Origin of the sequence: Georgenia phoenicis, assembly GCF_047302425.1 — a bacterium.
Lineage (GTDB): Bacteria > Actinomycetota > Actinomycetes > Actinomycetales > Actinomycetaceae > Oceanitalea.
The window spans coordinates 2,105,134-2,122,562 of record NZ_CP154855.1; the positions used below are offsets into that span (position 1 = coordinate 2,105,134).

At 69.6% G+C, this 17,429-nt stretch carries 14 protein-coding genes; 5 read left to right on the forward strand and 9 right to left on the reverse strand.

What is annotated here, in order from left to right:
• Positions 1 to 35: 35 nt before the first annotated feature.
• Positions 36 to 191 carry a hypothetical protein gene (locus tag AA0005_RS09895; protein ID WP_363678164.1) on the forward strand — a complete coding sequence of 52 codons (156 nt, stop codon included), beginning with the start codon at positions 36 to 38 and terminating at the stop codon, positions 189 to 191.
• Positions 192 to 270: 79 nt separating this feature from the next.
• Here AA0005_RS09895 and AA0005_RS09900 read toward each other — a convergent pair whose 3' ends face one another.
• Positions 271 to 1,581 (reverse strand): ISL3 family transposase, encoded by a 1,311-nt coding sequence (locus tag AA0005_RS09900; RefSeq protein ID WP_110854004.1) that lies wholly within the window; start codon positions 1,579 to 1,581, stop codon positions 271 to 273.
• 162 nt (positions 1,582 to 1,743) lie between these two features.
• Between AA0005_RS09900 and AA0005_RS09905 the strand changes: the two genes are divergently transcribed.
• Positions 1,744 to 2,016 (forward strand): hypothetical protein, encoded by a 273-nt coding sequence (locus tag AA0005_RS09905; RefSeq protein ID WP_413450002.1) that lies wholly within the window; start codon positions 1,744 to 1,746, stop codon positions 2,014 to 2,016.
• Positions 2,017 to 2,146: 130 nt separating this feature from the next.
• On the forward strand, positions 2,147 to 2,941 hold the full coding sequence (locus AA0005_RS09910) for a hypothetical protein (RefSeq protein WP_413450003.1): 795 nt from the start codon (positions 2,147 to 2,149) through the stop codon (positions 2,939 to 2,941).
• Between the two features lie 14 nt (positions 2,942 to 2,955).
• On the opposite strand, the gene AA0005_RS09915 is transcribed toward AA0005_RS09910, so the two are convergent.
• Both AA0005_RS09915 and AA0005_RS09920 read right to left on the reverse strand, forming a co-directional pair.
• Positions 2,956 to 5,766, reverse strand: coding sequence for a DUF4365 domain-containing protein (locus AA0005_RS09915; protein ID WP_413450004.1), 2,811 nt, complete (start codon positions 5,764 to 5,766; stop codon positions 2,956 to 2,958).
• Complete coding sequence (locus AA0005_RS09920) at positions 5,767 to 6,936, reverse strand: hypothetical protein (RefSeq protein ID WP_413450005.1); 1,170 nt, start codon at positions 6,934 to 6,936, stop codon at positions 5,767 to 5,769.
• A gap of 284 nt (positions 6,937 to 7,220) precedes the next feature.
• Between AA0005_RS09920 and AA0005_RS09925 the strand changes: the two genes are divergently transcribed.
• On the forward strand, positions 7,221 to 7,610 hold the full coding sequence (locus AA0005_RS09925) for a hypothetical protein (protein ID WP_413450006.1): 390 nt from the start codon (positions 7,221 to 7,223) through the stop codon (positions 7,608 to 7,610).
• A gap of 11 nt (positions 7,611 to 7,621) precedes the next feature.
• On the opposite strand, the gene AA0005_RS09930 is transcribed toward AA0005_RS09925, so the two are convergent.
• The 6 genes from AA0005_RS09930 to AA0005_RS09955 all read right to left on the reverse strand — a co-directional run bounded on the left by AA0005_RS09930 (position 7,622) and on the right by AA0005_RS09955 (position 14,014).
• Entirely contained in the window at positions 7,622 to 7,981 is a 360-nt protein-coding gene (locus AA0005_RS09930) for a helix-turn-helix domain-containing protein (protein ID WP_413450007.1), read from the reverse strand.
• A gap of 1,177 nt (positions 7,982 to 9,158) precedes the next feature.
• A complete protein-coding gene (locus AA0005_RS09935; RefSeq protein WP_413450008.1) occupies positions 9,159 to 9,386 on the reverse strand; it encodes a hypothetical protein in 228 nt (75 codons plus the stop codon).
• A gap of 117 nt (positions 9,387 to 9,503) precedes the next feature.
• Positions 9,504 to 10,154, reverse strand: coding sequence for a response regulator (locus AA0005_RS09940; RefSeq protein WP_413450009.1), 651 nt, complete (start codon positions 10,152 to 10,154; stop codon positions 9,504 to 9,506).
• Positions 10,151 to 11,401 carry a sensor histidine kinase gene (locus tag AA0005_RS09945; RefSeq protein WP_413450010.1) on the reverse strand — a complete coding sequence of 417 codons (1,251 nt, stop codon included), beginning with the start codon at positions 11,399 to 11,401 and terminating at the stop codon, positions 10,151 to 10,153. Before AA0005_RS09945 ends, AA0005_RS09940 begins: the two co-directional genes overlap by 4 nt.
• 27 nt (positions 11,402 to 11,428) lie before the next feature.
• Positions 11,429 to 13,426, reverse strand: coding sequence for a serine hydrolase domain-containing protein (locus AA0005_RS09950; RefSeq protein WP_413450011.1), 1,998 nt, complete (start codon positions 13,424 to 13,426; stop codon positions 11,429 to 11,431).
• A gap of 147 nt (positions 13,427 to 13,573) precedes the next feature.
• Positions 13,574 to 14,014 (reverse strand): hypothetical protein, encoded by a 441-nt coding sequence (locus AA0005_RS09955; RefSeq protein WP_413450012.1) that lies wholly within the window; start codon positions 14,012 to 14,014, stop codon positions 13,574 to 13,576.
• Between the two features lie 163 nt (positions 14,015 to 14,177).
• On the opposite strand from AA0005_RS09955, the gene AA0005_RS09960 reads away from it, so the two are divergent.
• A complete protein-coding gene (locus tag AA0005_RS09960; RefSeq protein ID WP_413450013.1) occupies positions 14,178 to 17,420 on the forward strand; it encodes a purple acid phosphatase family protein in 3,243 nt (1,080 codons plus the stop codon).
• The last annotated feature ends 9 nt before the right edge of the window (positions 17,421 to 17,429 follow it).

The following is a 17,429-nucleotide window of genomic DNA, read 5'->3' on the forward strand; positions in this document are numbered from 1 at the left end:
CGCGGACCTGGGCTGTCGGGACGGAGGTGAAGGAGATGGCCAAGAACACCGGACGAGGACACCGCGTCGGTGCCGTGAAGAGCCGCAGCGAGTTCAAGCACGGCACCACATGGTTCAAGCGTGACACCGGCACTGGCCGGATTCTCAACGGCAGCCCCAACCAGCACAAGGGCGTCCGTAACGAGAAGTAGCCGCTGGGCCGGCGATGCCTCGGTGTCGCCGGCCACCAGCCACCGCAGCGGGCGCGCAAGCAGGACCGGATTTTCAGGCTCATCCGAATCCAGGGTGTAGTCGAGGTCTGAATCCGCCGACCTCGAGGAGTGATCGGGCGATGTAGTTCGTGAGATTGCGGAAGCCGAGGGCGGACCCGCGTAGGTGCTCGAGGCGTCCGTTCATGGCTTCGGTGGGGCCGTTGGACGTGCCGGGGCGATCGAAGTAGGCCAGGACGTCGGCGGCGCGACGCTTGAGCGTGCGGCCGAGGGTGCGGAGCTCGGTCATGGGCGCCGGGACACCGCCGCTCAGGGAGTCGATCAGGCGGGTCATCAGGTCACGTGCTTTGGCCCGGTCGGGCTCGCGGTAGGCGGAGATCATGCGCTGGTAGACGGCCCAGGTGACCTCTACTTGGACGTGGTCCTCACCGGTGAACAGCGCCTCGATCCGCGTGGTCTGCTTCTGGGTGAGCAGGTCGGCGCCGGTGTGCAGGGTGCGGCGGGCGGCGTAGAGCGGGTCGCCTTTGCGGCCGCGGTGGCCATGGATGTCTTGCTGGACGCGGCGGCGGCACTGGTCCAGAGCGTCCCCGGCCAGGCGGACGACGTGGAAGGGGTCCATGACCGCGACGGCTTCAGGTAGCTCTTCGACGGTCGCCGTCTTGAACCCGGTGAAGCCGTCCATCGCGACGACTTCGACGCCGTCGCGCCAGGCCTGCGGGCGGTCGGCGAGCCAAGTCTTGAACGCCTGCTTGGAGCGGCCCTCAACCATGTCGAGCAGCCGGGAGGGGCCGGTCCCGTCGCGGATGCCGGTGAGGTCGATGATGACGGTGACGTACTTGTCCCCGCGGCGGGTGTGGCGCCACACGTGTTCGTCGACACCGATAGCCCTCACGCCGTCGAACCGGGTCGGGTCCTCGATCAGGACTCGGCGCCCTTCGGCCAGCACCGCGGCGTTGGCGGTGTCCCACGAGACCGCCAACGCCTCGGCGATGCGGGCCACGCTCAGGTGCTGGCACACGATGCCCTCCAGCGCCCACCGCAGAGCCCGGCGCGAGAGCTTGGCTCGCGGCTCGGCCGCCGCACCGGTGTCTTGGCGCCAGACATGTCCGCACCCGGTGCACCGGTAGCGGCGCACGGTGAGCAGCAGCGTCGTGGGCCGCCAACCCAGCGGCTCGTGCGCGAGCTCACGGGTGACGGTGTCACGCGCGACGCCCTCGCAGCCGCAGCGCCGGCACCACTCATCGGGCTCCACGACTCGGCATGCCAGGACCGCGCGATCCGGCTCGAGCCGCTGCCCGATGACTTCGAGGCCGAGCTCGTCCAGGCGTGCGAACGTGGTCAGGTCAGGGCGAGCGAAGGTAGCGTCAGACACGTCGAGGTCTTCCCGATGGGTTGGCGTAGGAACCCCCATCATCGGAAGACCTCGACCCCTACCCGGCCCCCGACACGCCACTTCGCGCTGGGCGCCCGGCCGACACCGCCTCTACACCCTCATTCCGGAAGAGCCGATTTTCAGATACAGCAGGAGGACGACATGGCAGTTCACTGGGTCAACTACGACCTCAACAAGACGGGACAGGACTACACCAAGCTCATCGACTACTTGAAGTCGCACCAGGGCTGGGCGAAGCCCCTCAAGAGCAGCTTCTTCGTGAAGACATCCCTGGCAGCCAAGGAGCTACGAGACGGGATCAAGAAGCACATTGACGCGAACGACGACGTCGTTGTCGTGACCGTCACAGGTGCGTCCTGGGCGACCTATGGACTCTCGTCGGAGTTGAACGAGTGGCTGAAGAAGAATCTCTAGTGTCCGGCGCGGATCAAGGACGAGTGAGCCCTCGTCGACGGCGGTCCAACACGTCGCCGAACCGGTGCCGAGTTCCTGAGAGTGCGTCGCGGCAACTGCCTCCGTCAAACCACCATGGAAAGGTGAATGCATGGTAGCCATCTCAATCGTTGCCCTGGTCATCTCGGCCTTCGCCCTGCCATTCACCATCTGGGCAGCGCGGGCGGCCGCTAGGCAGGCGAAGGCGGCGCACGACCAGACGGAGATCCAACGCGAGCAGGTGGCCGCCGCGCGGGAGCAGACTCAACTACAACGCGATCTCGCTCATGAGTCCCTACAGCCCTACGTGTGGGCGGACATCCAGCCAGATATGCAGCAAGGCACCGTGATGCACGTGGTGGTGGGTAACAACGGTCCCACCGTCGCACGCAACGTGAGGGTGACGTTCGATCCACCGCTTCCAGCCGGCCAGCAACAGTCGGACAAGGTCGAGAGTGTTCAGCGGGTGCTCGCCAGCGGACTCCGCTCGCTCGCGCCGAAACGGGAAATCCGGTGGACTCTCGGTGCTGGCTACGACCTCCTGTCCAGCGAGGAACCACAGGTCCGCACTGTGCGTGTCGAAGGCGAGGGCCCGCACGGTCCGCTGCCTGTCCTGGAGACTCAGATCGACATCTCAGAGTGGCGTCAGGCCAGGGACGCTCCGGACGGCTCACTGCACCATGTACGTGGCGCGATCAAGGACCTCACCAAGGCCGTGGGTGGCGTAGACAAGACGATGAAGCGTGTTGTCGATCGCTTGGATTACCCAGCGCCAGAGACGGTCGAAATCAATGAAATGAGTGACGCCTTCACCAGGCAGCAACTCGCACCGCCAGCACCCGAGGATGAGGCGGATTCCAGCACAAATCGAGCATCCCTGCCACCGTCGACGCCGGAGGAACGATAGCGCCTGCGGAACTCTCAGTGGGTGGTGCTCTCGCGTGCAGCCTCGCGAATCTGTGCTGAAGGGTGCTGCGCGGCGATGGTCAGCAGTTGAGAAACGGCTGGCACCTCCGGAGGCGTGTGGAGCCCGGAAACGACCGCCGCGGCACTCCGCCTTCCGCCAGACTTCAGGACCTTCGACAGGATTGTCGCGACTCCCTCAGATGCGCGCTCGGCAACGACCAACCTGCTCAGCCCCCTAAGCGCCGCGTCACGTACGGTTTCGTTTGCGTCACCCGCTAGAGCGAGAAGCAGTTCGGACTCTGCCTTGTCTCCGAAACGTTCAATGATCCGCGCACTGGCAGCACGGCGAACGGTGTCGCCGCCAAGAAGGTCCCGTATCAACGGTTCGCGTGAGGCCTCATCTGCGAGAGCAGCGAGCGCTTCGGCGGCGAGGCCTCGGATGTCCTCGTCGTCATCGAAGAAGGTCCGGACTGGCTCTCGGTTCCGAAGCGCTGACGCGGCTTCGACAAGTTGTGTCTTGATTGGGTCGGCAAGCGTTGCTCCATGGATGGCGAGTACTTGCAATGCGCCAGACTGTTGCTGAGGTCTGACCCCGGGAGCCGTCAACAAAGCTTCGATACGATCCCACCGCCCACTCGAAGGGTGCCAGACACCGAGCAGGGTCAGTGCATGGCCGGGGTCGAGACCGCCAACACTGTACGCCCCCTGGGCGGCATCCTCGATGAGATTGTCGATGACGCTGCACAGTCGGTCAGTAAGAGCATTGACTGCATCGGAGGGCAGCGTTCGCACGTCGTCGATGGCTTCGAAGACGATCAACTCCCCGGCCCGGGCTCGTTGAAGGACTTGCTCGCGACTCTCGACTACTGCAGGAGCAGCGACCCTCAAGAAGGCCTCGCGTAGGTAGGCGGCGTCGCCGTCAGATCGGTTCGCTGCGCGCTGACGGTCACTCTCACGCCACGCGGATGCGGGGATCGTATGGATCAGCCGGGCGAGGGTCTGCGCGGTTCCGTCGTCGGTGACCGGGGGCTGGTCGAGGAAGTAGTCGATCACGTTGTGAAGGGCGTCCTCGCTCAACGTCCGCACCATGGCCTTCAGCAGATCGATGATCTTGTAGAGCACGATGAATGTAGGCCGGGCACGTTCCAGGTAGGCCTGTGGCTCTTGGAGCATCGCTAGCGCCCACGCACAGATTTCGTCGGCGCGTGCTGGTTCGAGAACGTCGCCGGCGGCCGTCAGTAGTTCGATATCTGCCAAAGCGGTCGTTCGAGTCGATCGAGACAAGTCCACACTGCTCGCCGCGATCCTGGCGGCCATCGTTGGACCCGTGCGTACGATGTGTCGAGTCGCGCGCCCAGTTCTCTTGCTGTCACCGGAGAGACGGAGAAGAGTCAGCCGGCCGGCGACCCTGTCGGGATCATCCGTGGGGCCGGTGGTGACAAGGAAGTGCTCCGCGAGAGCGCCAATTGCGCCACGCCACCCGTCATGATCACCAGCGCACGAGGCTAGCAACGCCGCGGAAAGCAGGCGCTTGTGGGCAGTGTCCGAGCCCCCGATCCGAATCGACGCATCCTCGCTCCATCCCCGGAACTCCTCAGAGAGATGAGCGGATAGCCCATAGGACATCACCTGGGTTCTCCACCACGACGCTGGGTTGTCGCTGCGCTGGATGATGTTGGCGATGTCGCCCTGCATCCAGCCGCTGGCCCTGAACGACGTCAGCGCACACGCGCCCGCGATGGCCGCAGCCGTGACGTCTGACGGTGCCTCTCGATGGATTCGCTGGGTCTTCATCGCGAGGTCGAAAGCCTCCTCGTGTCGTCCGACCTCCAGCAGCGCCCGTGCTCGTTGAGCTTCTAGCCATGCGTGATCCACTGAGGAGTAGTCGTCATGTGCCAGGGCGCCCTGAAGCACTTGGAGCGCCGTATCGGGATCGTTCTCGTCGAAGTGATAGACGCAGCAGAGCACGGATGCCGCGGAGCGTTCACTCGGCGTCGAAGCTAGGTCGACAAGCTGAAGCAGGTCAGCGGGTTCTCCTTGGTAGTGCCAGAGATGAAGGGCAGCAGTGGCGCGCCAACACCAGTCGTCGGCCTCACGTGCATCGTCGAGTGACAGCCCCTTCCGCTCGGCGTCATTCTCCCCTGCGAGCGCAGGAAGGCTCATCGGTTCCAGAATCCGTTCAAGGTCGTCCCGGAAGTGCACTTGCATGGCGAGGGCTTCGAGCCCGGAGATCGCGTCTGGGACCAGGTTCGGGTGGGGTGCGATGAGCCGGGGAGTGATGAGGGCATGCCGAACTTCGTCGACCGGTGCAAGATGCACCGCGCCGGTCCACGCAGTGCCGTCCCAGGTCGGAGTCGGAAGCTGCGTCAGCGCGACGTCGGAGAGTGCTTCGTTGTGGTCCGGGTCAACGGTTTGGGGGGCCGGTACAAGAATCTTGGCGCCCTTACCGGTCGAGACGACTCGCTCAGGGGTGATGTGAACCCAGAACGAGAGGTTTCTGTCTTGATCGCGCAGGATCACCACGTGGGGCAGGGCGTGGCGCAGCCAGTAGTCGAAGTGTTCACGGTCGTCCTCGGCAAACCACCAACCAGTGATCGTGCCCTCGGCGTCCTTCTGCGGGGATTTGAAGTAAGACGACCCGGTCTTGACCTGGGCACCCATCACGGCGCCGAGTTCGTACCGGCGGGCATCTCGCGGCCGCAGATACAGATCGGTGCCTGTGTCGTGCCGACTATCGATCACCCCTCCCCAGCCCAAGCGCTCGAACTGCGCCAAGACCTCCGACTCACCCGAGGTTCCCGTAGCTTCGTTCTTCGGTGCCCGCATCTACGCCTCCTGCGTTGCCTCGTCCGCAACAACGCGAACGTTGCGCATCGCAGAGCCAGTGAATATGAGCGGTATGAACGAGTCTCGAAACGCGACTCCTGCCGACCGCCGCGTAGGCCCGCCACCGGGAGGAGTGGTGAGAGGGAACCTCATCCCGACCGGAGCCTTGCCTGAAACATGGTCAGGATGTGGGCCGCCCACCGGATAACCGGGGTGAGCGGGAGCAGACAGATAGTCGGGGAGGTCTGCCCGTCCTTCGAAGTGTTTCGTGGCCGCGACATGGAACATCGCCCCGTGGGCCCAGGCGATCATGTATGCCTCGGCGAGAACGGCAGGGACATCCACCCTCAACTGCGTCAGCTCCAGTCCTTGTCGATGCCCGTCCACCTTGGGTGCCTGTGCGAGAACTTCGATAACGGGGCGGTCGAAGATGTCCACGGCGTCCGGGCCGGTCAGCGCACCAACCGGGATGGTCCCGTCTGCGCTGGGCGGAGTGGTGACGAATGAGACTTTGAGGTCATCACGAGCGCGGACTGAGAGACCGTGCTTGACCTTGTTGTGAGCAGCGTTGAGTTGGAGCTCATGTCCCACGAGTAGGTCGATAGCGAACTGGAGCCAGTCGGCGAACACGTTGGACGCCGAAGCAAGTTGCTCGGTCATCCCGCTTTGCAAGTCCTGCTCGCGGAGAACCAGACGGGCGAACTGCATCGGGGCCTCCGCCGAGGAGAAGGACTCGCGGAGCTGGCTCACGACCTGATCGAGTTTGTTTGGCCCGGCCGACAGAGCCTCCCAAACGCACGATTCGGCGACGCTCGTCCGTTGCGAGAGTGCCGCCGTCAACCGCACAAGCGCCTCAGCCGCATGGTGCCGCAGGGCGTACGCGTCCGTGGCAACCTGTGTAGCAATGGACCTCGGCGAGGTCTCGGGTATGAAGCCCACCGGCCGACCAAGGAGGCGAGCGAACCGCCCACGGGTCTCGGTCGCGTGCTGCTGTTCATCAGCGGATGCGGCCAGGGGATGCTCATCGCTGTCGCCGTCCGACTCTGCCCATCGCAGCATCATGCCGATCCGAGCGCTGAAGTACCCGTACGGATCAGACGACAAGAACGTGTCGTCAAGCTCCTGACACTGCTCGGCCGTCAGGTCCGGCCCGGCTGGTGGCGGGTACATCCAACAAGCGTATGGTCGCGAAATCTGCCTGCCCAGTTGCCTCGCCGGGCCACCGGCACGCAGCATGATCCACGGTTCACACGAGAGTAGGGCGGACGACCAGTCGGAGCGCTCCAGGACCGCGACCGTAGCTGTCCAGCTTCTTCCTTCTGGCAGGAATCGCCCGTAGACTGCCTGATGAGGCGGATTTCACCTCTGTAGCGCGCCGGTCTCGGCAGACCCTCGGGTCACTCTTCAACGCACTGCCTCACCAGATGCACTGTGCGATGGAGAGGAACAAGACCATGATCCGTCTGATCTGGGCCATTAGCGTCCGCACCCGCTACTTCCTGCGGCGCTACATGCCCACCAACATCCTGCTGGATGCGATCCGCACCCGCCGTGGTTTGAAGTGGGGCATCCCCGCGATGCTGCTCGCAGTCCCGTACCTGCTGATCGCGAATGTCTGTGTCCAACTCATCGAGGACGGCGCCCCCGGATGGCTCCACCTGATAGTGCTGTGGACGATCTGGAACATGCTCAAGATGCTCTGGATCGGGCCGGTCAGCGCTGTGCTCCTGATCCGCGCCCGTGTTCGTGAGTCCGTCACCGCCCGTCGCGAACGCGCCAGCTCGCCCGCCGAAGCAGACGACGCCGAAGAGCGGGCCGTGGTGGACGCGATAGGTATCCGGTGAGGTGTGAGAACTCAGGCACCGACCCGACGACCGCCAGGACGGATCGTCTCGCCGCGCGCGATCACCGCCGAGCGCACGGACTCATTGCTGATTCCGAGCCGCGCGGCAACCTGAGCCAGCGTCATCCCACCCGCATAGAGCCGAGCGGCGTCCTGTCGGATCGCATCCGGCAACTCCGGGCGACGTGCCGCCAAGCCCGCCTGCCGAGCTATCTCCCGCACGGTGCCGCGATGCACGTTGAATCGCGTCGCCAGCTCCCGCACGGGCACACCATCGGCGTAACCAGCGAGCAGCTCGGCTCGATTGGAGACGCTCAAACGGGTTTGAGATTGCCGAGAATTTTCACGCACGGGACCGCGCTCATCGGTCATCCGAGCACCCCGAACGCGCGGCCGACGAGCCCGAGAACCCCGTAGGACGCGGGAAATCAACGATCCGAGCGGCTTCCGGGGGTTTGAGAAGCTGCTACGGAGGTCCAGGTGAGGAGAGCCGCCGTGCACCCTGCAGCGCCGCACCTTCTTCCGAACGGCTCGGCGGACGCGCTGGTCGGCTCAAAGCGCGGCGTGGGCGGTGACGGGGGAGGGGTGTGCGGAGTTCTACCGCCCCGAGGTCGGCCGGGCGAAGCCTGCTCGGTGGAAGGCATGACCTACCTCTTACCCATCGCAATCAACCGTCAGCGACCCCCGCGAACCAACTACACTCGGAGTGAGTGAACCGTCCGGTTCCCTGTGATCACAAGGGAATCCGCGAGTTCCCGAGACACGTGGTGGCGACCCGGATCCGTCCGAATCCGCCAGGGGGTCGTGGGTTCAAATCCCGCCAGCCGACGGTGTGATGTCTCAGGACGTCGCAAACACCCGTACCCATGGGAATGTGGGTACGGGTGCTCGTCATTGTGTGGTTCGTGGCTGGTAGTCCTTCGTGGGGTCGACGGTGAACCGCCCCAGGTTTGATGCCGCTCCTGTTCGAGTCCAGGAGGCTGAGCACCATGCAGATGCCGGATCCTTGCCCAGTCCTCCACGGTCATCACCTCTTCGATCATGCTCAGGTGGCCTAGCTCTCGACCGTCGCTCCCGGCCTACACTTCGACCGTCCGACAAGGATCTTCGCGCCAGGAGGAGCTCGAGGGTCCGCGAGCAGCCGATGACCTCGACCATGGCGTCGGTGAGCGGCTACAGGAGCGGGACGTTGCCCGTGTTGGTCATGCGGAACGTCCACGCCATGGGCTCGTCCGTTGGCACGAGCGGCCCGGACGGCTCGTCGACATCCTCACCGTTCGTCGACCTGTCCAGCACGACGGCGGGCGTCTCACCGAAGTGGTGAGAGGGTGTCCGAGTCCTGCACCGTGTCGCCGCTGACGATGCCGAGGCCCGACGCCGAGGCGACGTTCTCGTCTGGCCCCACTCTGCGGTACCGACGGCGGTGTAGGTCCATGTCTCGGCGATGTCGAGCCGTCCGCCAGTATTCATATCCCTGCCGTGAAGGTCGGTCTCACGCCCTGGTCGTCGCTGAGCACGACATCGGTGAGCGGTACATCGCCCGTGTTCGTCAGTTCGTCGTCCCAGGGCACCGCGTCACCACCGGCACGAAGGGGCCGGGGACCTGGTCGGCCGGCTCGCCGTTCGTCGTCTTCTCGACGACGATCCCAGGCACCGAGCCGACGTGGTGGGAAGCGTCGTCGTACGTCACCTTCGTTCCGAAGAGGTCGGTCGCCGGCGCGGTGCCGATGTTCGCGTACTGCCCGGGCTCCCTCGTTCCCGTGACCGTGTACGCCAAGGTCTGACCGCGGGCACCCGCTCGTCCGAGCAGCTCACGTCCATGCCGTGGTTGCGTGGAGACGGCGATGTCGGGGAGCCCCGGCCTACGAGAGCGCAGCCGGAAGGGTCCGCCCTCTTACCCCGCCACGCCGGTCCGGTAGGCCCACACCGCCGTCTGGAGCCGGTCGCGGGTGCCGAGCTTCGTCATCGCGCGGCCGAGGTGGGACTTCACCGTGGACGGCTCGACGAACAGCGCCGCGGCGATCTCGACGTTCGACATGCCCTCGGCGAGCAGCCGGACGATGTCGCGCTCCCGCGGGGTGAGGACGCCGGCCGCCTCGTCGGGGTCCGGGGCAGGCCGGCGGCGGGCGAACTCGGCGATGACGCGGCGGGTGACCGCCTGGTCGATCATCCCCTCACCGCGCGAGAGGCGGCGGATCGCGTCGGCGAGGTCCTCGGGGTCGCAGTCCTTGAGGACGAAGCCGCTGGCCCCGGCCTCGAGCGCGCCGAAGACGTACTCGTCGAGGTCGAAGGTCGTGACGACCAGGACGGCGGGCAGGTCACCGCTCCGCTCGGCAACGATCTGCCGGGTCGCGGCCAGGCCGTCACCGCCCGGCATCCGCACATCCATGCAGACGACGTCGGGCTGGGTCCGGCGGACCATCGCCACCGCCTCCGGCCCGCTCGACGCCTCGCCGACCACCTCGATGTCCCCGGTATCCTCGAGCAGCACCCGGAACCCGGCGCGGACCACCATCTGGTCATCGACCAGCGCCACCTTGATCATCGCTCTCCCTCGCTCCCGGCCACGGGCACCCGCAGCCGCACGTGCCACCCGCCGTCGCCGGTCGGTCCCGCCTCGAAGGTGCCGCCGACCAGCGCCGCCCGCTCCCGCATGACCGCGAGCCCCGTACCGCCACGATCGCCGGCCACCCCGGCACGTCCCGGCACCGCCGGGCCGTTGACGACCTCGAGCACCACGGCCGTCGGCTCGTGCGCCACCCGCACCCGCACCGGCGCGCCCGGGGCGTGCTGCCGCGCGTTCGTCAGCGCCTGCTGCGTCACCCGGTAGACCGACACGTCGGCGAGCGGGGGGAGCGGCGCGGCCGTCCCCGCCTCCTCGAGCCGGACGTCGTCACCGAGCTCACGCGCCGCCCGGACGAGGTCACCGAGCGCCCCCACCCCGGGGACGGGGCCGAGCGGGTCGCCCTCGTCGCCGCGCAGCAGCCCGACGACCTGGCGGAGGTTGTCGAGCGTCTCGCGGCCCTGGTCGCGCAGCCACGTGGCACCCTCACGCGCGGCCTGCGGGTCGCGGTCGACGAGCCGCTCGACGGCGGCCGCCTGGACGACCATGCCCGAGAGGTGGTGCGCCGCGACGTCGTGCAGCTCGCGGGCGAGCCGGGCGCGCTCGTCGGCGATCGCCGCCTCCACCCGCTCGTCCCGTTCGCGCTCGAGCCGGGCGGCCCGCTCCTGGAGCAGCCCGAGGTGCTCGCGGCGCGTGGCGACGTAGAGCCCCACGAGTACGGACGCGCCCCACACGAGCACGGGGGAGGCGACGTGCTGGAGGACGGTGTTTCCACCCGCCCCGCGCGCTGCCGACACGACGGCACCACCCACGGCCTCGACGAGCACCGCCGTGCCCACCACGCCCAGAGCGCGGCGGGCCGGCAGCCGGGTCCCGACGGTGACGGCGACGACGACCGCGCCGACCATCCGCACCGACAGCTCCGGAGCCGCCGCGACGAGCGCCAGCTGCGTCGCGACGACCACGAGCGTGCATGCCCCGAGCGCCACCCGCCGGAGCGCCAGCGCGAGCGACTGCACCACGACGAGCACGAGCAGCCACGGCGTGACACCCGCAGGCGGGGCTTCGGCAGCCGGTGCCAGCTCGATCGTCACGACCGCGACGACGAGCATGAGCACCGCTGCCACGACGGCGAGTGCCGTGTCCCGTGCGAGCGGTCCCCGCAGGCCGAGCCGCGCCAGCTGGGCGTCCCACCACGCGCCGGCGCTCGTGACCGGGGTGGTGTCCATGGTCGCCAAGCCTCCCACGTCGCCCGGTCAGTACGTGATGTCGAAGGAGAGCAGCTGGAGCTGGTTCACCGCCACCGACGTCGCGGCGAAGGCGACGAGCACGACGCTCGCGACGCCGATGCGGAACCAGCCGGTGCGTGCCCGCGCCTCCGCGACCACCCGCCACGCTGCCGGCAGCAGCCCCAGCACCCCGACGACCGTGAGCACCTGGACGGCCCGGATGGCCAGCGCGGGTACGGGCTGCAGGCCCATGACTCCGAGCACGACGGCCACCCACCCGGCGAGCGCGACCACGGTGACGACGGCCGCGACCCGCGTGAGCCGGCGCGGCAGCCGGACCGGCGACGATGCACCCGCGGCCTCCCGCGGGCCCGGCACGTCGGTCCCGACGGCGGAGCGACGCGCCCTGACACGTCGGATCACAGCACCCACCGGCCACGCGAGGGCCGTGAGGAGCAGCACCACGGCACCGCCCGCGAGCGCCGGGAGCGCCGCGGAGCGCGCGGCCGTGACCGGCACCATGGACATCGCCGAGTCGTGCCCGATGAGTTCAACGCGTCCGGCGTCGTCGGTGCGCACGGTGAGGACGCGGTCCCCGCCCACCTGCTGGTAGACCCACGGCTCGATCTCGATGTACTCCGCGGCGTCGAGCTGTCCCGGGCCGGGAGTGAAGCGGACCGTGTCGCCGTCGGCGACCTCCGCGCGGGTGGGCTCGAGCGGGCCGACGGCGGTGAGGAAGGTCGAGTGGAAGCCGCGGGTGCTCTCGTAGGAGCCGGCGAGCGCCTCGGCGTGCTCCGCGCGCATGTCGGCCGGCACCGTGCTCTCGGGGGCGGGCCCCGGGTAGTACCGGTCCGCGAAGTCCTCGAGCAGCGCGTCGCGCAGCAGGTACGCGGCGCCGTCGGTCCCGGTGCTGTTGAACGAGAGGTACAGGCCGGTGCCGTCGTCGGGCCACAGCTGCAGGTGGGAGTGGAAGGCGGTCGTGTCCCCGCCGTGGCCGACCACGCGGTGGCCGTGGCGGGACTCGTCGAACCAGCCCAGCCCCATGCGCGGCCCCTCGGCGAGGATGCCGAGCGCGTCGGCGTCGAGCGCGGGCTCCATCATGAGCTCCCGGGTGGGCTCCGACAGCACCTCCGTGTCCTGCGCCTGGCCCAGGTGGAGGAGCATGAAGCGGGCCATGTCGGTGGCCGTGGCGCTCAGCGCGCCCGCGGGCGGCTGGCCGACGACCTCGAAGGGCAGGGCGTCGTCGTCGGAGGTCGGGTACCCCTGGGCGACGTCACCGGACAGGTGCGCCGGCAGCGGCTGGGCGAAGGACGACGATGTCATGCCGGCCGGCTCGAGGACGTTGCGGGCCACGTACTCCTCGAAGGGCGTGCCGGTGACGGCCTCGACGACGTACCCGGCCAGCGCGTTGCCGTAGTTCGAGTACGCGGGGGTCGTCCCGGGCTCGTAGACCTGCTCGGGCGGGTCGGTGACGAGGGACGCGCGCAGGTCCGGCGTCGTGTCCGTGCCGATCAGTCCCGCGACACGCTCCTCGAAGCCGGCCGTGTGGGTGAGCAGGTGGCGCAGCGTGACCGGGTGCTCGAGGCCGAGGTCCAGGCCGGTGTACTCCTGCACGTCCGTGTCGAGGTCCACCTCGCCCGCCTCGACGAGCTGCATGACCGCCGTCGCCGTGACGAGCTTGGAGACCGAGCCCGTCCGGAACAGGGTGCGGTCGGGGTCGACGGGGGTGCCGGCGTCGACGTCCGCCTGCCCGAAGCCGCGGGCGGTCAGCACCTCGCCGTCGTGGACGACGGCGACGCTCGCGCCCGCGATCCGTCCGTCCTCGAGGGCGGCGGGGATCGTCTCGTCGAGCCAGGCGTCGACGTCGGAGCGGGTGAGCTCCACGGCGGGTCCGGCCTCGGTGGTGGGCGGGGTAGCGGCCTCCGGCGCGGCTCCGCACGCGGTGAGCGTGGCGAGGGCGGCGCCGGCGAGCGCGAGGGCGGCCCGCCGGCCGGTGCCGCGGCGGGTCGGTGCTGTCGTGGGCATGGTGTCCTCCTGCTGCCGCGAGCGTCCCGGGGGCTCCGGGACGTCGGGCCCGCGACCTGCTCCCATGCTGGTTCGCGCCACCTGCGACCCGCTTCGGCCGCACTGGCGCATTGCGCTTACCACCTTTGGGGGAGGTGGCATCCAGCGTCAGGCGGTGCGCAGGACGAGCATGAACTGCCCACCGCCGGGCTCGACCTGCGTCGTCACCGGGAGGTCGGGGGCGAAGCGGGAGAGCCGGTCGACGAGCCAGGCGGCCGCGGCGTCGGCGTCCTCCCGGCTCGGGCTCCGGGCGACCACCTCGCGGCCCTTCTTACGGGTGAGGCGCTCGACGGTCGCCGCGATCGGCGCGGGGTCGACGACGAACAGGTCCGGGGACCACGGGACGACCGGCTTCACGGCGCCCTTGCGCGTGTTGCACGCGCGGTGGGCGAGCCGCTCGGGGCCGGCCGCGCCCTTCTTGGCCTTCGCGAGGCCGGTGTCGACGCTGGGGCCGAGGTCGGAGTTGACCGAGGCGTTGGGGTCGACCGGCTCGTCGCACAGCCAGCAGCGCCAGGAGTCGCGTTCGCCCACCTCGTCGAGCGTGCTCATGTGCGCACGGTAGCGCCGCGGGCCGCCGTGCCGCTGCCGCGCCCACCGGGGGTGACCCGTGGGGTGACGCGCACGCGGGAGCGGATGCGCCCCCAAGCACCCTGGACAGGGCTCGGGCCCGGGCGGACGCTGAGGCTCCGGGTCGGCACCGTCGGAGGCGCTCATGTCACTCACCCCTGCAGCCGGTCGTCGTCCGGCGCGCCGGAGCTGGACCGCGGCAGCACTCGCCCTGCTGCTGTTCGCGTGCGGACTCCTCGGCGCCACCGCCGCCGAACCGCCACCGGAGGTGCTCGTCAGCGCCTCCGCGGACCGCAGCGACCCGCGGCCGCTCGACGGCGCCACGCTCGGCTCGGGGGCGGCCTACGTGTTCGTCGCCGAGCGTGCGGACATCGAGAAGGTCTCCTTCTGGCTCGACGACCCCGCCCGGAAGAAGAAGGCCCGGAAGGTCGAGGGGAATGCCCCGTGGGACTTTCTCGGCTCGGCGAGGGACGACTCCGCGCTGCCCTGGGACCCCGGCTCGGTGAGCGCCGGCACCCACACGGTCACGGTGGCGGCCGAGCTCTCCGACGGGACGACGGCGCTGGTCCACGCGACCTTCACCACCGGCGCCGTCACCCCCGCCCTGACCGCCGCCCCGGCCCTGCTCCAGCTCACCACCGAGGCCGACGGGCCTCCGCTCACGCGCACGGTCGACATCACCTCCGCGCCGGGCACCGCGGACGTCGCGGCCACCGCCGACGCCCCGTGGCTCGCCGTCTCTCCGGCGCGGGGAAGCACGCCGCGCACGCTGGACCTCACCGCGGACCCGGCCGGCCTCCCGCCGGGGACGCACGCGGCCACCGTCCAGCTCCAGGCCGACGGGTTCGCCCCCGCCTCCGTCCGCGTCGAGCTCTCCGTCCGCGCGGCACCGGGGGAGCACGACCTGTGGCTCAGCCCGCACGCCGACCGCTCCGCCGCCGTCCCGCTCGCCGGCGCCACCGTCAGCGGCCCGGCGCGCATCTTCACCGCCCCCGACGACGGCGTGAGCGCCGTGTCCTTCTGGCTCGACGACCCCGGGCGCACCCGCGCCCCGTACCGGGTGGAGCGCACCGCCCCCTTCGACCTCGCCGGCGGCTCGGTCGCGCAGGCGACCGCCCTCGACACGACGGATCTCGCGGACGGCGAGCACGCCGTGACCGCCGTCCTCACCCTCGCGGAGGGCGGCACCGCCGTCGTCGACTCGACGTTCACGGTGGCCAACGCGCCCGGCCCGGCGCTCGTCCTCGCCCCGGCCACCCTCTCGGCCCAGGTGGCCGTCGGCGCCGCGGCGGTCACCCGCACGGTGGCCGTCTCGTCGGGCTCCACCCCCGTGCCCGTCACGGTCTCGGCGAACGCCCCGTGGGTGCGGGTGACCGCCGGCGGCACGACGCCGACCACCGCGACCGTCACCCTCGACCCGGCCGGCCTCTCCCCGGGCACCCGGACCGCCGTCGTCACGGTGACCTCCCCGGGCCTGCCGCCGGCGTCGCTGCCCGTCACGCTCACCGTCACTGACGACGCCCCGCCGCCTCCTCCTCCGCCGCCGCCCACCCACACCATCGCGATGTCCGCCGCCCCGGACCGCACGGACCCCGTCCCGCTCGACGGTGCGGAGGTGCGCGGGGACGTCCACGTCTTCGTCACCCCCGAGACCGGACTGTCGAAGGTCGAGTTCTTCGTCGACGACCCGCAGCTGCGCCGCAAGCCCTACAAGAGCGAGGGCAACGCGCCCTGGGACCTCGCCGGCTCGGCCACCGACGGGTCCGCACTGCCCTACGACACGTGGGGCCTCGCCGACGGCGCCCACACCGTCACCGCACGGCTCACCTCGACGAGCGGCGCGCGCTCCACCGTCACGGCAGCCTTCACCGTCCTCAACGGCGACCCCGTCCTCACCGCGCACCCCCGGCAGATCGCCGTCGAGCTCGCCCCCGGCGAGACGGCGCGCTCGGACCTCACGGTCCGGATGAGTGACAGGTCCGCCGTCCCGCTCACGGCGTCGGCGGACGTGCCGTGGCTGACCGTCTCCCCGGTGACGGCGACGACGCCGGGCGAGCTCGCCGTCGTCGTCGACACCGCGGGGCTCGCCACCGGCACGCACGCGGGGGCGGTGACTATCCGCGCACCGGGCCAGGACGCCGTCGTCGTCCCGGTCGAGCTACGGCTCGAGTGGCCGCCACCGGACCAGGTGCACCTGTCGTGGACGGCCGACCCGGCCACGACCCTCACCGTGACGTGGCGGACGACGTCCCCGGGGACGCCGTGGGTCGAGTACGCCCCGGCGGGGGCGACCGGGCCGTGGACACGCGCCGAGGCGAGCCCGCGCGACTCCGGGACGAGCGGCCAGCTGTGGACGACGACCCTCACCGGTCTCGCGCCGGGACAGCCCTACGAGTACCGGGTCGTCCAGCCGGAGACGAGCTCGCCGACGTGGACCGCGCGGACCGTCGCACCGGGGGCGGAGACGAGCGCCGTCTACTTCGCCGACACCGGGATCGACGGCCGCAGGGACAACCTCACCGTCGCCACCGGCCGCACCATGAACCTGCTCCGCGACCTGCACCCCGACGTCCTGCTCGCCGGCGGCGACTACGCGTACTTCAACACCGACGAGCGTTTCCCCACGCTCGACGACGCCATCGACGCCTGGTTCGACCAGCTGGAGCCCGCCGCCGCGCAGTCACCGCTCATGCCGACGTACGGCAACCACGAGGTGCTCCTCGGTGAGGGCTACGAGCCGTGGGCGGCGCGCTTCCCCACGCCCGAGGGCTGGAACGAGCGGCGCTCCTACTCCTTCGACGTCGGGCCCTTCCACTTCATCTCCCTGCAAGCCGTCCACAACACGAACGCGCTGCCGTCGGCGGAGGTCGCGTGGCTCGAGGCGGACATCCTCGCTGCGAAGGCGGCGGGCCGGGAGTGGATCGTCCCCTTCACCCACGTGAGCGCCTTCGCCGCCGGCTCGGTCCACCCGTCGAACCCGCGGATGCGCGACCAGCTCGGCCGGGTCTTCGAGCGGCACGGGATCCGCCTCGTCCTGCAGTCCCACGACCAGGCCTACCAGCGCACCTGGCCGCTCACCGGCGTCGGCAGCACAGGTGGGATCACGGCGACGACGACGGACCTCACCTGCGCGGCGCCGGGCGACGGCGTCGTGTGGATGACCGTGAGCCCCGCGGGCAAGCTGAGCAACCGCAGCCTCAGCTTCTCGCCCTACGCCGAGACACCAGCACCCTTCTGGAGCGCGGTGCGCGACAACACCCGCCACCACGTCGCCGAGCTCACCGCGAGCGCCGGCTCGGACCTCGAGGTCGAGGTGCTGGGGTACCACGCCGAGGGGGAGGTGGAGGTGGTGGACACCGTGACGATCGCCCGCGAGTCGTGCGGGTAGGGCGTCAGC

What these genes read in the sequence shown, in the direction of transcription:
- AA0005_RS09895 (WP_363678164.1), top strand. Translation starts at nt 36, where the DNA reads ATGGCCAAGAACACCGGACGAGGACACCGCGTCGGTGCCGTGAAGAGC.
- AA0005_RS09905 (WP_413450002.1), top strand. Translation starts at nt 1,744, where the DNA reads ATGGCAGTTCACTGGGTCAACTACGACCTCAACAAGACGGGACAGGAC.
- AA0005_RS09910 (WP_413450003.1), top strand. Translation starts at nt 2,147, where the DNA reads ATGGTAGCCATCTCAATCGTTGCCCTGGTCATCTCGGCCTTCGCCCTG.
- AA0005_RS09915 (WP_413450004.1), bottom strand. Translation starts at nt 5,766, where the DNA reads ATGCGGGCACCGAAGAACGAAGCTACGGGAACCTCGGGTGAGTCGGAG.
- AA0005_RS09920 (WP_413450005.1), bottom strand. Translation starts at nt 6,936, where the DNA reads ATGTACCCGCCACCAGCCGGGCCGGACCTGACGGCCGAGCAGTGTCAG.
- AA0005_RS09925 (WP_413450006.1), top strand. Translation starts at nt 7,221, where the DNA reads ATGATCCGTCTGATCTGGGCCATTAGCGTCCGCACCCGCTACTTCCTG.
- AA0005_RS09930 (WP_413450007.1), bottom strand. Translation starts at nt 7,981, where the DNA reads ATGACCGATGAGCGCGGTCCCGTGCGTGAAAATTCTCGGCAATCTCAA.
- AA0005_RS09940 (WP_413450009.1), bottom strand. Translation starts at nt 10,154, where the DNA reads ATGATCAAGGTGGCGCTGGTCGATGACCAGATGGTGGTCCGCGCCGGG.
- AA0005_RS09945 (WP_413450010.1), bottom strand. Translation starts at nt 11,401, where the DNA reads ATGGACACCACCCCGGTCACGAGCGCCGGCGCGTGGTGGGACGCCCAG.
- AA0005_RS09950 (WP_413450011.1), bottom strand. Translation starts at nt 13,426, where the DNA reads ATGCCCACGACAGCACCGACCCGCCGCGGCACCGGCCGGCGGGCCGCC.
- AA0005_RS09955 (WP_413450012.1), bottom strand. Translation starts at nt 14,014, where the DNA reads ATGAGCACGCTCGACGAGGTGGGCGAACGCGACTCCTGGCGCTGCTGG.
- AA0005_RS09960 (WP_413450013.1), top strand. Translation starts at nt 14,178, where the DNA reads ATGTCACTCACCCCTGCAGCCGGTCGTCGTCCGGCGCGCCGGAGCTGG.